The following is a 13,956-nucleotide window of genomic DNA, read 5'->3' as shown; positions in this document are numbered from 1 at the left end:
GTATAAGTATCTCCCTGAACCTCTCGCGTTCGACACTGACGATTGGGGACTAAACTTCCGGATGACGATGCTGCACAATGTCACGAATGAAGCCACGGAATCCGATTGGGGTAAGCAGTCGGTTGTCGTTCTCAATTACGAGTGGCTCCTCGAGAATAAACAGTACTTCAACGGGACGAGCAGCGAACTTCGGGACAAGATCGATCGCTGGCATCGAGATATCGGATACGAGCCGCGGAACAATAACGGCAAACGGATGAAACTCAATCCGGAGAAGTTCAACCACTGGCGAAACCAAGCTGAGTATCTGGGTCTCATTCATCCTACGAAAGGACGGTCAAGCAACTACACCGTTGCACCGGACCCCGATCTCGTCGAGGCGTCAGTGTACGCCGCCTGTAAAGAAGAGGGGGACGGCGAGGGACTCGAGGCGCAGCAATACGTCGATTGGCTCAATCAGAATCTGCTCCGAGTGCCATTGACGACGGAGGGCGAGTTTACGAAGCCATTCGCAAGTACCCTGTATCGGCTCGCGAAAAACAAACGAATCGCCTTCGTCAAACACGGTGACCAAGCACAGGTCGGATTCGACGGAGTAGCGATCGATTCGAACGACGGCATTGCGAAGAACGCGAACTACATCACGGTGAACGCATGAGTTCAATCCAGCAACCCAACGGATCACTGTGTCCGCACTACCTCGATATCGACGAAGAGTTCCTGAGTCAACTCTCCAGCAAGGTCGCCAAGGTCAGATCAGAGGACAAGGACCTCTTCGATTTCACCCATCATCGAATCACTGTTTTCGATGCTCTCGCTGAGGGAGAAGTGGAGATTTCTGAAGAAGAGATATACGAACAGTTCGATAGACACCGTTCGAAGAACTTCGTCACGGTCATTGAGGGCAACGTCGGGACGGGAAAGTCTGAACTCTGTGCGTATCTTTCTCATCGACTTCAAGATGACGGGCGACCGGTCCTCCACATCGATAAGAACGCCGATCTCCTCACGATCATGGCCGAGGAGATCCCTGACTTTTATCGAGAGCACATCGGAGGAGAACTCCCCGGAGCGAGCAATGTTGAACGACTCCAGAAACATGTTCGTCAGAATCGAGATACGGTCGCCAGTCTCGTCGTTGCAAAAGCCGCCCTCAACATCTCGGACCTGGACGACACCAACGTTGATTTCACAGTTAGCGAACGAGATCAACTCGAAGAGTTCGTCCGTGACAAATTGACTGCGATCAGCCAGCGTGGCAATCTCGCGACAAAGGTGAGTTTCGTTGATCCGGGCGAGATCGAGAACTTCTCCTATCTAAATGTCTTCGAACAGAAGTCACTGGAAGACGCAGCAGAAGCATGGAACGATGCAATCTGGGAGGCCGTTAGAGACGAATATGACACGCCGTCGTTGGATCAACTCCTGAAACGCGTTGGTCAGGATTTCGGTGAGGACCGTCCGGTGCTCGTGTTTGAAGACTTTTCTATCTCGGCTCTTGACGCAGCGAAGCTCCGTGACTTCATGGAGGACGACAGTACGGAGAACAACTGGGACTTCATTATCGCGGGAACACAAGATTCAACCGAGATCCTTCACACCCAAACCGGGTTAGAACGTCACGAGTTCTACCGGACGAACCGCCCGAATTCGAGCAGCGTCCTCTTCTTGAACGAAGACTCGTGTGTTGACTTTATCCGCCCGTATCTGGGATACATTAAGCACAGCGACGGGAGCGTCTCGTACGAGCGTGACGAAACCAACGCAATTGTCGACATCGATTCACCGGCATCCAGCAGCACATGTATGCAGTGTGGCTTCTGCAATAACACGTTTCGGGATCTCTTCCCGTTTAACGAGGGCTTCTTGCGACGAATCTATCGCGGTCTCGACGATGGTGACCAGCGACCGCGACAGTACGTCCAAAAGGTGTTCAACGTCCTCGAGGATTACCTCGAGGAGTTTGTCGACTCACCCGCAAGTTCTGACGAGTTGAACGACCTCCACAATTCCCGCACCGTACACGATGACATCTACAGTGAGGAGTCTGTTCGGCAACTCGCAAAGTGGTACGGGGAAGAAGGCGAGGATTCGGATGCTCTGGTCGTCGACGCGCGGTTTCCGAAAGCGTTCGGATTCGATGAAGAGTTGTTAGAGGACTTGCCAATCGAACGGGAGGCCGTTTCCACTGATCATGGAGGGCCTCGCGAGGCGTGGGTCATCCCGAAGACAAAGCAACGGAAGAAGAAACAGAAGCAAAAAAAACAGAAGCAGAAGAAACGACGGGAACCGAAGCCGGATCCGGAAGAAGAGAAGATCGAGGAAGTCAAAGGGTACCTCGATACGTGGCGCGAGAACCCCGATGCAAGTGCCGCAGCAGATCTCGACGTCTACATGCGGACGGCCTTCAAGGCTGCGTTGGACCACCTCACAGAAGGATTTGTGCTTCGACCCGATGGCGAACTCGAGTATCTTGTCGGCGGGAACAATGATCCGTTCGTTCTCGAGGGGCAGGGTGTGCCGAGTAGAGACCAAATCAGGATTGATCCAGCAGATTTCACGACATCCGATCTACTAGCACTTCTTAGATATGGTGTTTACCGTGAGATGAGTCCTCGACAGGCCGACGAGGCGGAGTTGTTCGGTGCAGTCGGCACTCAACTCACTGGCTACGCTCGTGAGTGGCGATCAACGATTCGATCGGAGTATCTCGAGTCTAATCCGAATTTCTTCGTTCAGGCTGCTCAAAATAGAGAGTTCGAAGACCTCGTTATCGCTCTCTGTGGTGTTGCCGCAATGTTGGACGATCCCTGGAAAGAGGTTACAGCTGAGCGGATTCAAGAAGCGTATTCGGCCGATGATCTCTCACTAGACGCTGACCTGAAGAACATTCTCGGCGACCGACTCGTGCAGGAGAAACAGGACGACATCGCTGCGTTCATGAGCGAAACGAAACAGATTCAGAGGCTTGTGGGCGAATACTTTGCAGCAAGTGATAACGTTCTTGACATCCAGCAAATCAGAGAGCGGCTCTCTAAGGCCCCTCCAGTGGAAGTGCTGGATGACCTCAAGAAGGGTGGGATTCAGAATTTGCCTTCAGAACTCCGCTTCGACAGTAGTACATCGGTGAAGGACATTGCGTTCGCAGGATACAACCTGTTTGACGCGCTCAGCTCAGTTGCGGGTGACGATGATGCACCGGCCGCTGCTGGGTTCGTCAATCACCAACTGCGTGGAATAAACGTATCGAACGTTGAGGAATATATCGAGAGTATCAGGACCTATGACGACGTGAGTCCAGATACGAAGGAAATTCTCGGCAAGTTCGTTACCTACTCACAAGAGGAAATTGACAAAGTTCTGAGCGCGTGCATGCTCCAAGACGAGCTGTGGGTGCAAAAGGGCACTCATGCGTCGATTCACGGAACGCTGACCGGGCTGAAGATTTACGAACACGAACTCACGGGAATACTCACACAAATCGAGTTCACGGGTGAAACTACAGGTGACGATATGTCTGAGTTCGTGAAACTGAGTGGTCATTACACGGAGGGGCTATAATATGCCGGCAAGTGAATTCGAGACAGAACTGAAGAACTACTACGAGCAGAAGCGCCAGAGCCAACTTACCTCCAAAATCGGTCAGGCGGCAGATCTCATGCGAGAGACACTCCTGCTCTGTGCGGTCTACGACGAAGTGTTCGATGAGACGATCACTCCTGACCAATCAATTCGCGATGACGTCGACACCCTCCGCTCCCACGTCCAGAACAGCGAGTTCGACATGATCGAGTCCAAAATTGAGGCCGTGCTTGATCAATTGGAGGCGGAGCGGGACAATGCGCGCGAGAAACTCCAGATCGAACTCCACGGTATCGAAGATCGCATTAGTGGTTTCCGTTCACTGAACAAGCGCATTAGCGAAGTTGAGGAGGGCCGAATCAACAAACTGTTCGACGCAGTAGACAGTCTCGACGATGTCCCAATCAATGAAGAGCAAGAGTTCGAACGATTAGAGAATGGGGTTCGAGAGGATGCCAGAGCATTCGTTCAAGAACTCGAGACTGTCGAGAGTGATCTCTTTGAGGGATTCCGTGGAAGCGATATCGAAGAACAGGTCCGGTCCTTATTACAAGGAGATACATTGTACCTCACTCAACCGCAGCGAGAGGAGATAACCGCACTTAGAGAGTCACAGCTCGGGCCATACCTGACATTGTCATTGGAAGGGGAGTGACAATAAGGAATCGCATATTCAAAAATAAAGGGAACAAGGCAATACGCCTAATTTCAGTGGCTGATAGAGCTGACACGGCAACTTAACATTTTCTTCGGTCAAGCATATAATATCGAATAGAAATCTTACTATCTAATCCACTACATATGGGACCAATTATAGCGAGATGATAATAATCAGCCAAAGGAACATTCTTACCAAACCATTCTTTCGTATTCGACATGGGAAATTCGACGGCAGAGGCCGAGATCTTCTTGTCTCTCGCTGACTGGCTCGACAGTCGTGGATATGACTTCTTTGTCCATGTCCCAGATGCGCATCAGTCTCACGAAGGATATTCCCGACTCTATAACCAGTATTCGTCACACTCCGTGTCTATCGGCCCGTACAAACCCGACGTGTTAGGGTACACTCCCTCAAATCGCGTCTTTGCGATCGAGGTGAAAGGAACTGAGAATCTCCGGAAGGGGCTCGGCCAGGCGATTAGTTACCAACGAGGTGTCGACCACGCGTACTTGGCCGCCGATCAGACGAAATTGCAACGCGTCCACGATCTTGCACTGAGCAAGGGCATCGGTGTCTTCGAAGTTGATCGTGACGCCCGGGATGTCGTGGAGAAACATCCCTACGCGTCAGAAATGAAGGACTTGCTCTACAACACGCGCCACCAGCTCGAGAGCATGTATCTCACTGCGAATCAGCAGTCACGGCGACTGCCGAACTACGCCGATCCATTAAATCAGCTTATGCCCGTGGTCGCAGTCGCTGGCCACGATCGAACCACCACTGACGAGATCGAAGACCTCGTGGAAGCAGCGGACTACCCGTATCAGAGCGCGTACAAACGAATGATCCGTCTCGCGGAGTATCTCGGAATGGTTCACGAGGGGGACGAGAAGTATTGCCTGACTCAGCAGGGAACGATGGGGTGGACCCTGCTACAGGGATACGGCATCGAGTCAGTTGCTGATCTGAAAACGCTGAAAGAACGCGGTCCGCTCTACCAGAATCACCCGCCGATCGCAACGTACCTCCGAAATCGGTTTGTCTCGAACCCCGACTTCCGAACCCTGTTTGAGGTACTGCGTCGACGAGGCGGTGACCGACTCTCCATTCAGGAGTTATGTGCGATGTTGATTGACAACTACCCGAGTACATTCCTGAATCTGGTGTATACGGATTCCGACGGTGGAGATGCGCCGTACCTGATCGAACAGGGGCGAGGTGACGAGATTTATGAGGATCCGGACTACCTGAAGCAGATCGTTCACAGCCAATTCATCTCGAATACTGCGAGCCAGTTCAAAAGTATCGGCGTGCTGGACAAAGGTTCTCCAGTGATCGAACCGATGTCAGCGCTGGAACCCGAGACCGATTTCTGGTATCCGCGGGAATTCCAATTAGGATAAATTGGTACTACTTGAACCGACCGAAGTCCCAGATGTCAACCCCAATTTCGGCTAATTTCTCTGATCGGTGTTCAATCTGATCGATCTGCCACTCATCGTACTCTTCACGGACCGCCTGTGTCATTTCGAAGTCGGAGAGTTTATACTGGTCCTTCTTCTGCTGGAATGGGTTGTCGCTTGCACTCTCGTTTAGCCGTTCCTCCAGAAGCGTGAGGTTCCCTAGGCGATTACGATATTGATCGAATTTGGCCTCACCGACACCGATCACATCTCGCCATGGACTGTACTTTTTCGCGGAGTACGTCCGCTGCGGTGCGATGTGTTCTAAGTCGACTGTTGCTCTATCGTATTCTTTCCCTTCTCCAGATTGCATATAGTACCGCCGCTCGATCGTATCGAGCATGTATTTGGTCTGCGCGTTTCGCCTGAAGTCACTGTTTGTGAGACGGGATCGGAATTCATCGTCACTTGGTGCTTCTTCGGCCAGTCGAAGTCGAATTGTCTTGAGCGGATCGCTGTCATCGAACGCGTCCGAACAAAGCTCGGAGAATACCTTATCGAGGTTCGACCCGGTCTGATACCCGGCAACGCGCCACCGGATCATGAACACCTCAAGTAATCGAAGGAGACTGAGGATATCCTCGTACTCCTCAAATTCGTCAAATGCCCGGAGGAGGATTGTCCGTGCATGTGACGCCTGGATATCGTTTAAGTTCCTGATTCGGCGATTGATCTTCTTTTGAGGCCGCGAGCTAAACTCATCGATGTTTGCGTCGGTTAATCCAACATAGAGATCGGCGTGGTCTACCATCCCGTCAACGTAGTCGACGAGGGTGACGCCTTCGGTGGGAAGCCGTTCCTCTATGATATTACGGAACGTTTCATACAGCTGTCTAGAGGTAACACTTCCATTGATATCCGGCACTGGTCGAGACATGATATAGTGCCGGAAGAATCGATCCGGTTCGCTGATCTCGTGAACGACCTTTTCGAGGACCTTTTCCCACTGGTCGCGGATCTGCTCATACTCTTCGCTCTCGTCACCACCGGGATACTTCTCGGAGGCGACCTGGAGCAGTGCGTTCTTCATCAGATCGACTGCGGACAGTTCCAGTCCTCTGTTATTCAGTGTCTCGAACAACCGGAACGCAGAACCGGCACTATCACATTCGACAACGACGAGCGTCATCGAACCGAGGAGGTGTTTTCGGAGTTGATCAACCTCGGATTTCTCGAGGCCCTCTATCTTGTCAGCGAAAAAGTCGTAGGCTTTCCGAAGTTGTTCTTCTTCCGGAACGTTCATCGGATCTCCATCGAGAATCTCCTGATACCGATCGTTGTCGAACCGACTGAGTTCTAGTTTCGGATACTCGTTGATGTCGAAATCTGCTTCATGGAGATAGGTCTCTCGGATTTGCTCAGCAATCGGTTCCCCTATGTCTTCATAATACTGTTGCATCGCCCGGAGCAGAAGGGAGATCGTTGTGAGCCGTTGCTGACCATCTACAACCTCCATCTCGTCTAGTTCATCAATCGATTTTCTATACTGGATTACGACGATCGAACCGAGAAAGTGCGTATCTTCATCGCTAATATTGTTCAGATCGTTCCAAAATTCCGTCCATTGTGCCTCTTTCCATGAGTAGAGGCGCTGGTAATCTGGAACAGTAAACCGGTAACTCTTTTTTAGGATATGTTGAATATCGGCCTCAGAGGCAGATATCTCGAGATTGCTCCCCATATTCGTCATAGAGATTTAACTCAGTCGTGTTAATAGATTCGAACTTGAGATAGAACAATGATGAAAAATGTTGCTGACTAAATCTCGGCAGACATCTTCGAGCGTGACCTCGAGGAACATGGCGACTTATTCACTGGCTACGTCGCTGCGATAGCGACTGCCGTCGACGAGCACATCGTATCGAACCACGATTTGGTCGAACGTATCGACGAACTCTATCAGGAAACGCTCGAGGAAGATCTGAAAGGGTGAGCTTCTACTCGATTGCGAACTGAGTCGTTAACTCATCACCTCTTGGAATCGCTCGCGAAGCGCTTCCTCGCGCTCTTCGAACTGGTTGACTTTTTCCTGTATGTCAGAGCTGACGCGTTCGATGCTGGCGAGGGCTCGCTCGCCGGCGAGTGACGCCTGCGATCCGTCGTCGTCGTCCCCCTCCAACTGCTGTTCATACGCCTGTTCGACGCGCTTGATTGTCCCCTCGGGGTTGAACAGGATGTCGTTTGCTGTGCGGACGTAGCCATCGAGGGACGCGCCTTCCTTTCCCTGGAAGAAATGGGTCAGAGCGTACGTCGCGCCAGAGTGCAGCGTCCACATGTCGATCTCGATGGGTGAGGCGGCGTTGGCCTCTGCATCGCTTGCAGCACGTTCGGCCAGGTAGTCTGGGAAGCCGAGCAGGCTGTAGAACTCTGTCACGGTGAATGGGAGCTCAGAGAAGTCGAGGTCGATCTCCCGAGCATCTCTGATAAACTCGAAGAGGTCGTCGGCGACGAGTTCGACCTGTGCGAGAATCTCTTCCCACCACGTCCGAAAGCTCTGGACATCGCCGACGTGCTTGATGACCTCTTTGTCGGTGAGCGACCGCATCGAGTTCGAGCAGTGGCCATCCTGGGCGAATCCCTCCACGTAGACGGCGTGTTCGCCGAAGAAGTCGTAGCCGGAGGTCACACCCATCGTGATTGGATCCACCCGCCCGGGCAACCGGACCTCGAGGCCGTCGAACATGATGTCCATGTGGACCTCGCCACCACCCCGGTAGCGTCGGATCTCGCCGAACATCACGTCACCCAGCGGCGTCCCGTCGATGGTCTCCTCGCGGAGGACCTCCTCCAACGGGCCGTAGACATCGACCGGGTTGATGATCGCGTAACTGTCCGTGGGAATATGGAATAACGACTCTTCCTCCGCATCACCCTCTTCTGCTTGTAGCCGCGATGGCTCGACGATTGCATTAAACCGCTCTGTCTCGACCCACTCGTCAGTGTGGGGATTCCGGTATGCGACTGCCGTATCGATTGCCCGTGGCAGATCTCGAACGGCTTTACTGAAGCTGAGTGGGTCGGTGACGCCGTGTCGGTCGGCATACCACTCAGGAAGTTTTGTGTCGGTACGTCCATCAAGGCCTGCAAAGATCGTAGCTGTCTCTGGGTCTTTCATCGTAGCATCCACAGGCGCGTTGCGTTCTGAACTGCGCCTGCACCCATCGCTGGCGCAAAAAAGACGCCCTACGACGGGGATATTCTGCTTTGTTGACTAGCACCCTCTGAGAGTGAACTCTGCGAATCGAGTTGAGGATCAGCGTTGAGAAGCCATGAACCAGTCTGTCTGCAGCGGTGTTCAGACTCGATCGCCGCTATCTTTGAGCAGCGAGAGAATCCCGTCGTTCACGCCGGGCGAGGATGTCACTCAGCGGGGCAATTGCCACTGTATTCAAAGAGGAGGTCAAAGGCAGGGTGTTTGTACAACACTTCATCGCAACCACGACACCGGGTGAATAACTGACGCTTGGCGTCCCAGTAATCGGTCCGCTCGATGACTGCAGTGCCTTGCCGGCCAAAATGCCCACCAGTAGTAGCAAAATGGTCAAATTCACAACACCCACAGACTGGGCAGGGATCACTGAGTCCATCCCAGTCATCTCGATCAACGCCTACAATTTCTTTCGTAGTTCCGTCTTCTCTTATCACTTGAATTGAATTTTCCATTTAGAATCGCCTCCACCCCTATGGGCGATAGAAAATCGCATCACATCGCTCACTGACCCAATGAACGAGGACACCTGTAGCCGATTCACAGGTTGTGGTGGATTGTCTCTCGAACGAAAACCGGTTGATGAGAAACCGTATGTGATTCTCGAGCGGTCACTCTAATCTGACAGGGGATCAGTCTGTACCTGCGAGAGAAACAGATTTGACGGGTACTGTTAAGCGGATGACTGTCGAAACCACCATACAGAACTGCAATGGCTCGCGTCACAGATCCACGGCCACCACTTCCGGAGTGGATTCTCGAGTGCTACGACCGGCTGTGTACGCAGGCATGTCGGCCAGACCATGGAGAGGACAGTGTTCCGCTGATCGACTACGACGATGCCACCGACATCCTAGTCGCCGATTCAGAGTTAGCACTCGAGCAACGGGACGTCGAGCACGCACTTACGCGGCTCCTTGAACGGGGCTACTTCTACGAAGTCGAGAACGAACTTCGGATCACATCACCAGAAGAGCAGTGTTGACGGCTCTTCGAAGAGCTATCCTGCGTATCGATAGATCAACGCACTATGCCGAGCTCGAGCCACTGCACTCGACTCGAGTCGGTCTTCCACCTCGCCGCCCCATTATCGAAATTGGCCAGAGGAGACGCCTTCGCTCCGCTGGAGATCTACCTCATACTCTTCGAACACGGACTCAAATCCTTCATCGACGACCTGCTGAACAAGCTTCGCGAACGAACTTCGATTACCTGGAGCCTCCACGAGCGACCGAAACGCACTCTCGAAGTGATGCCCATGAGAAGGCCGATCCCGACTTGAGGTTTCGTGAGCGGCTTCGTGCAACACCACGAGATACAGGTCGTGCATCCAGACTGCACGCTGGCGGCTCGTCACAGCGGAGTCAGTGATCACGATGTACGTCCTGCCGTCGGTCCAGGCATCGGCACTTGCCTCACCGTAGTACACATCTCGGTCAATCCCAAGTTCGCTTGCGAGCACTCGAGCGAAGCGGAGATAGCGCTGCTGATCAGCGTTCAACTGCGATTCATCCTCGACGCGATGATAGCCAGTCCAGACGCCCTCCGACTCTGCTTGCTCGCCAACGTCAAACGTCTCCGGCACCGCTATCGATGTATCTTCGTCATTGGCGAGATCGCGAAGCCGTTGGGTTGCTGCATCGCTCGTATCGAGGACGACGTAGCCACGCTCGACGAGCTTGTCCGCCCCTTTCTGGGCTCCATCGACCCATCCAATCTTTCGGGTCGCTTGGATCTCCTCGAGGCTGATACGGGACTCGGTTGCCAACTGGAACAGCTTGCGCTCGGCCCACTGCTCGTCCGATGCATCACTGCTGTCGGACGCCATCGCTTCAACCATCACCTCCCGACTCTCGGCAGTCAGCCGATCGTCCGAGACCTCAGCATATAGATCGTCACGTGCTTGCTCGAGTGCGTCGTCGATCCGCTGCCAGCAGTCACAGCCCGACTGGATATCGTTACGGGCAAAGTTCAGCGTCAAGTTCCCCTTCGAGACGACGACTCCGCCGAGTCCGTACTCGCGTTTCGTCGTCACGTACAACCCGTTACTGTAGATATCGAGTCCCTCGTGGGGCGTGTACTCGAGTGCGAGAATCGCATCGTCAGTTTCGCGTGTGAGTGACGGATGTGGAGAGTCCGCCACTGCTTCGAGTGGATCGCCCTTGTCGACCGACTCGCCGTTGATTACGACTGAGACACCGGTTCGTGACTGCACGTACGCGAAGCGCTTGCGAAGATTACGAACGTAGCGCCGCCACCGGTAGCTGTCCGGATCCGGAACTTCGTCTTCGTAGTGATCGATCTCGACGAGCATCCCCTCGAGATGATGCTCAGCGTCCACGAGTTGGCCGTCGCGACCGCTGATGTCTTCCCACAGATCCGAGTCGCGTCGGTCTCGGTAGTCGAAACACAGTGCGGTGTCGTGACTCCAGATACGAACGGCACCTTTCGCGATGATCGCACCCTTGCCGATGCCCCACTCACCGATTGTCTCGTCGTCCGATCGTTGCTTGCTTCCCGCGCCGAGTACTGAGAGGTTGCGCCGCCCTTCGGTCGACTCGAGATTGACACCAGCGCCATCATCGAGGATGAGCGACCGCTCAGGCGAGATACTGACCAGAACCCGAGTTGATCCCGGACTGTCGATGCCGTTTTGGACGGCTTCGCGGATTGCGTCTGTAAGATCCGCCATCTGATCTTCGATAAGGTACGTTGCAACCCGCTCGTCAGCCGTCATCGTCACGGTCTCGTCAGTCGATGGCTGACTGGCCGGCCTCGAGTCGGTTGTCTCGTTTGTCGCGAACTCCGAGAGCGTCGGATGATCTGTCATGGTGTCCACCCATGTGGCACCACAGAAACCGCACCGGGCTGTCGGATACTCTCAAACGCAAAGCGACCTGCGGAAGTGTTATTACGAACTATGCATAACTCATAATACGATGTCTCAATCTACGACACCGGGTGAGACGCCACCAATTCAGCAACTTCGGACGCTCGTTGACCTTTTAGAGAATCCAACGCTCGCTCGAATTTACACTCATGTGTTGCGAACTGAGGGTGCGACTGTCGAGGATCTCATCTCTGAACTTGATATCCCACAGGGGACTGCCTATGATTATGTCGGTCGACTCGAGGATGCGGGTTTGATAACAAAAGCACGTAAAGAGCGGCCGTACGAATTTGCAGCGGAACCACTCTCAATCACGCTCACGACAGACGGTGAAGAACGAACGATCACAGCCGAACTCGTCGACGCAGTCGGTCGTCGTGAGGCGGATCAGGATATTGATGTTTATCTTGATCGTCACGGAGTCGATGGCCTTGCGACGGCTCTTGAGTATGCTCATGAGTACGTCGACGGAACGGTCAACCATCGAATTATGGCCCGTGAAGTTGATATCTCTCCGCTGGAAGCTGAAATCATTCTCCAGGCACTCGAATCGGTTGTTCTTGAGTATCGTGACGAATGAAGATTGAATATATCGCAGACACTGGTGTTTTTGTCCGGTGTGGTGGCCCAAACGCTGACAAATATCAGCGATTGCGCCGTGCAGTCCGACAGGCAGATGTCGAACTGCTCATTCCTCGACGAGTGCATCTCGAATTAGGTGGTAAGCCGAACGATGTGTCTTATTCTTCAAGCCAGATTCCATGGCAAGAAGGTATCGAGGAAGGATGGATTCTCGTAGCTGAAGAACTCGAGTACGCAAACCCACTCGTTTCTGGAATTATGGACGCTTCGAGACGGTTTATCGCGAATGAGACAAATAGACCCGAAGATAGTATTGAAAAAACGGATACAGCGCTTGTTGGTCTTGCAGCTCAACTTCTTGATAGCGGTGAAGCTGAGAAGGTGATATTATTGACAACAGACAAGCCTGCTGGACGAGCCGCAGAAACCTTGCTTCCTGAATACGGCTTCCCAGATCAGATTGAGTACTGGTATTCGAGTGAATCGTATCTAGAGCAAATGACTGCAGCTGAGTTTATTGATAACTAATTAACTACTACTCACAAATCAAGAACCGAATCTCGAGCAGAAGCGGTCGATCACTTATCACCGATCACCGCACTGATGACGTCGATGATCTCCTGGGCGGTCGAACTGATTCGCTCAAGCCGGTCGAGGATCGTTTCGGGCTCGTCACCGTGCCACGCGGCAAGGTAGAACGCTGACCCACTGGTATCCAACTCGAAGTAGCGTCCAACGATGTAGCCGACCGCTTCGGCCTCGAGTTCACGTTTCGACCGCTCTGCTTCATCATCGACGCCGCTGTGCAACAGCGCATGTGCGTACTCGTGAACGAGCGTGACAGCGAGATCAGCCTCGTTCTCACGATCACGGACGGCGGCGCGTGGCCGTTTCGCTGGCCGATACTGGCAGACGCCCTTGGCACTCCCATGCGACCAGTCCTGGGGTGGCACGACCTCTACGTCCACCTCGAGGGGATCTGTTGCCTCGAGGAGTGCGGGAACCAACTCGTCAGCCTGCCCCTTTGCTTCTGTCTCGAGGTCGGGCAGTGGCTCGCCGTCAGTCTGCGAAATATCGAAGACAGGCGCTGGTCGAAAGCCTACGAGTCCTTTCCCCCAGCTATCCGGCGGTGTCTCGTTGTACTCACAGTCACTGCGCTCGTGGTACGACGGCGAGTTTCCGCAGTCAGGGCACTGCTTTGCAATGATCGGTGCCCAGATCCAGATCGCTGTCTCCCCTTCTTTGACGTGTCGGTCAAACTCGTTTTGCCACGTTCGGTAGCCAGCAACGCGCGTTGCATGCGGACACTGGAGTTTGATCAACAGCGTGTTTCGGTGCGAGTAGTCGTGGAACCGACTCTGAACATCTAACCACTCTGTGAACTGCTCGCTCGAGACGGCGTCATCGACTTCGTCGACGAGGTCCTGGATCCACGCCTCGATCGTACTGTGCATCTCGTCGTTCCGGGTGTCCGAATCGTCGAACGTTTCCCGGGAGCTGTTGCTCGTAGCCATATTCGATCACTGCTTCCCGAGTCGAATCGAACCGAATCGAACTGAACTCGAGAAGA

11 protein-coding genes are annotated in these 13,956 nt (G+C 53.4%); 7 read left to right on the top strand and 4 right to left on the bottom strand.

Going from position 1 to position 13,956, the window contains the following annotated elements:
- Positions 1 to 67 precede the first annotated feature (67 nt).
- The 4 genes from BSG09_RS13145 to BSG09_RS13130 all read left to right on the top strand — a co-directional run bounded on the left by BSG09_RS13145 (position 68) and on the right by BSG09_RS13130 (position 5,646).
- Positions 68 to 658, top strand: a complete 591-nt coding sequence (locus BSG09_RS13145) for a hypothetical protein (RefSeq protein ID WP_139246216.1) — start codon at positions 68 to 70, stop codon at positions 656 to 658.
- Complete coding sequence (locus tag BSG09_RS13140; RefSeq protein WP_092933839.1) at positions 655 to 3,561, top strand: P-loop NTPase family protein; 2,907 nt, start codon at positions 655 to 657, stop codon at positions 3,559 to 3,561. The genes BSG09_RS13145 and BSG09_RS13140 overlap by 4 nt, the downstream gene beginning before the upstream one ends.
- Position 3,562: 1 nt before the next feature.
- Entirely contained in the window at positions 3,563 to 4,237 is a 675-nt protein-coding gene (locus BSG09_RS13135) for a hypothetical protein (RefSeq protein WP_092933837.1), read from the top strand.
- A gap of 221 nt (positions 4,238 to 4,458) precedes the next feature.
- Positions 4,459 to 5,646 (top strand): hypothetical protein, encoded by a 1,188-nt coding sequence (locus BSG09_RS13130; RefSeq protein WP_092933835.1) that lies wholly within the window; start codon positions 4,459 to 4,461, stop codon positions 5,644 to 5,646.
- 7 nt (positions 5,647 to 5,653) lie between these two features.
- Here BSG09_RS13130 and BSG09_RS13125 read toward each other — a convergent pair whose 3' ends face one another.
- Both BSG09_RS13125 and BSG09_RS13120 read right to left on the bottom strand, forming a co-directional pair.
- A complete protein-coding gene (locus BSG09_RS13125) occupies positions 5,654 to 7,387 on the bottom strand; it encodes a DUF262 domain-containing protein (protein WP_092933893.1) in 1,734 nt (577 codons plus the stop codon).
- Positions 7,388 to 7,666: 279 nt separating this feature from the next.
- Entirely contained in the window at positions 7,667 to 8,821 is a 1,155-nt protein-coding gene (locus BSG09_RS13120) for a hypothetical protein (protein ID WP_092933833.1), read from the bottom strand.
- 805 nt (positions 8,822 to 9,626) lie between these two features.
- Here BSG09_RS13120 and BSG09_RS13115 point away from each other — a divergent pair.
- Positions 9,627 to 9,899: a hypothetical protein gene (locus tag BSG09_RS13115; protein ID WP_092933831.1), complete on the top strand. Its 273-nt coding sequence runs from the start codon at positions 9,627 to 9,629 to the stop codon at positions 9,897 to 9,899.
- 102 nt (positions 9,900 to 10,001) lie between these two features.
- On the opposite strand, the gene BSG09_RS13110 is transcribed toward BSG09_RS13115, so the two are convergent.
- Positions 10,002 to 11,744: a hypothetical protein gene (locus BSG09_RS13110; protein WP_092933890.1), complete on the bottom strand. Its 1,743-nt coding sequence runs from the start codon at positions 11,742 to 11,744 to the stop codon at positions 10,002 to 10,004.
- 109 nt (positions 11,745 to 11,853) lie between these two features.
- On the opposite strand from BSG09_RS13110, the gene BSG09_RS13105 reads away from it, so the two are divergent.
- Complete coding sequence (locus BSG09_RS13105) at positions 11,854 to 12,384, top strand: DUF7437 domain-containing protein (protein WP_092933829.1); 531 nt, start codon at positions 11,854 to 11,856, stop codon at positions 12,382 to 12,384.
- The gene (locus BSG09_RS13100) at positions 12,381 to 12,914 is read left to right on the top strand and encodes a hypothetical protein (RefSeq protein ID WP_092933827.1); all 534 of its coding nucleotides are present in this window, start codon (positions 12,381 to 12,383) and stop codon (positions 12,912 to 12,914) included. Before BSG09_RS13105 ends, BSG09_RS13100 begins: the two co-directional genes overlap by 4 nt.
- A gap of 50 nt (positions 12,915 to 12,964) precedes the next feature.
- Here BSG09_RS13100 and BSG09_RS13095 read toward each other — a convergent pair whose 3' ends face one another.
- Positions 12,965 to 13,900 (bottom strand): ArdC-like ssDNA-binding domain-containing protein, encoded by a 936-nt coding sequence (locus BSG09_RS13095; protein WP_092933825.1) that lies wholly within the window; start codon positions 13,898 to 13,900, stop codon positions 12,965 to 12,967.
- Between the last annotated feature and the right edge of the window lie 56 nt (positions 13,901 to 13,956).

It is taken from the genome of Natrinema hispanicum (assembly GCF_900111485.1).
Lineage (GTDB): Archaea > Halobacteriota > Halobacteria > Halobacteriales > Natrialbaceae > Natrinema > Natrinema hispanicum_A.
The sequence above is the reverse complement of the archived record's forward strand: the minus strand, read 5'-3'. Positions and strand labels throughout refer to the sequence as shown.

What these genes read in the sequence shown, in the direction of transcription:
- BSG09_RS13105 (WP_092933829.1), top strand. Translation starts at nt 11,854, where the DNA reads ATGTCTCAATCTACGACACCGGGTGAGACGCCACCAATTCAGCAACTT.
- BSG09_RS13120 (WP_092933833.1), bottom strand. Translation starts at nt 8,821, where the DNA reads ATGAAAGACCCAGAGACAGCTACGATCTTTGCAGGCCTTGATGGACGT.
- BSG09_RS13095 (WP_092933825.1), bottom strand. Translation starts at nt 13,900, where the DNA reads ATGGCTACGAGCAACAGCTCCCGGGAAACGTTCGACGATTCGGACACC.
- BSG09_RS13110 (WP_092933890.1), bottom strand. Translation starts at nt 11,744, where the DNA reads ATGACAGATCATCCGACGCTCTCGGAGTTCGCGACAAACGAGACAACC.
- BSG09_RS13140 (WP_092933839.1), top strand. Translation starts at nt 655, where the DNA reads ATGAGTTCAATCCAGCAACCCAACGGATCACTGTGTCCGCACTACCTC.
- BSG09_RS13130 (WP_092933835.1), top strand. Translation starts at nt 4,459, where the DNA reads ATGGGAAATTCGACGGCAGAGGCCGAGATCTTCTTGTCTCTCGCTGAC.
- BSG09_RS13145 (WP_139246216.1), top strand. Translation starts at nt 68, where the DNA reads ATGCTGCACAATGTCACGAATGAAGCCACGGAATCCGATTGGGGTAAG.
- BSG09_RS13115 (WP_092933831.1), top strand. Translation starts at nt 9,627, where the DNA reads ATGGCTCGCGTCACAGATCCACGGCCACCACTTCCGGAGTGGATTCTC.
- BSG09_RS13135 (WP_092933837.1), top strand. Translation starts at nt 3,563, where the DNA reads ATGCCGGCAAGTGAATTCGAGACAGAACTGAAGAACTACTACGAGCAG.
- BSG09_RS13125 (WP_092933893.1), bottom strand. Translation starts at nt 7,387, where the DNA reads ATGGGGAGCAATCTCGAGATATCTGCCTCTGAGGCCGATATTCAACAT.
- BSG09_RS13100 (WP_092933827.1), top strand. Translation starts at nt 12,381, where the DNA reads ATGAAGATTGAATATATCGCAGACACTGGTGTTTTTGTCCGGTGTGGT.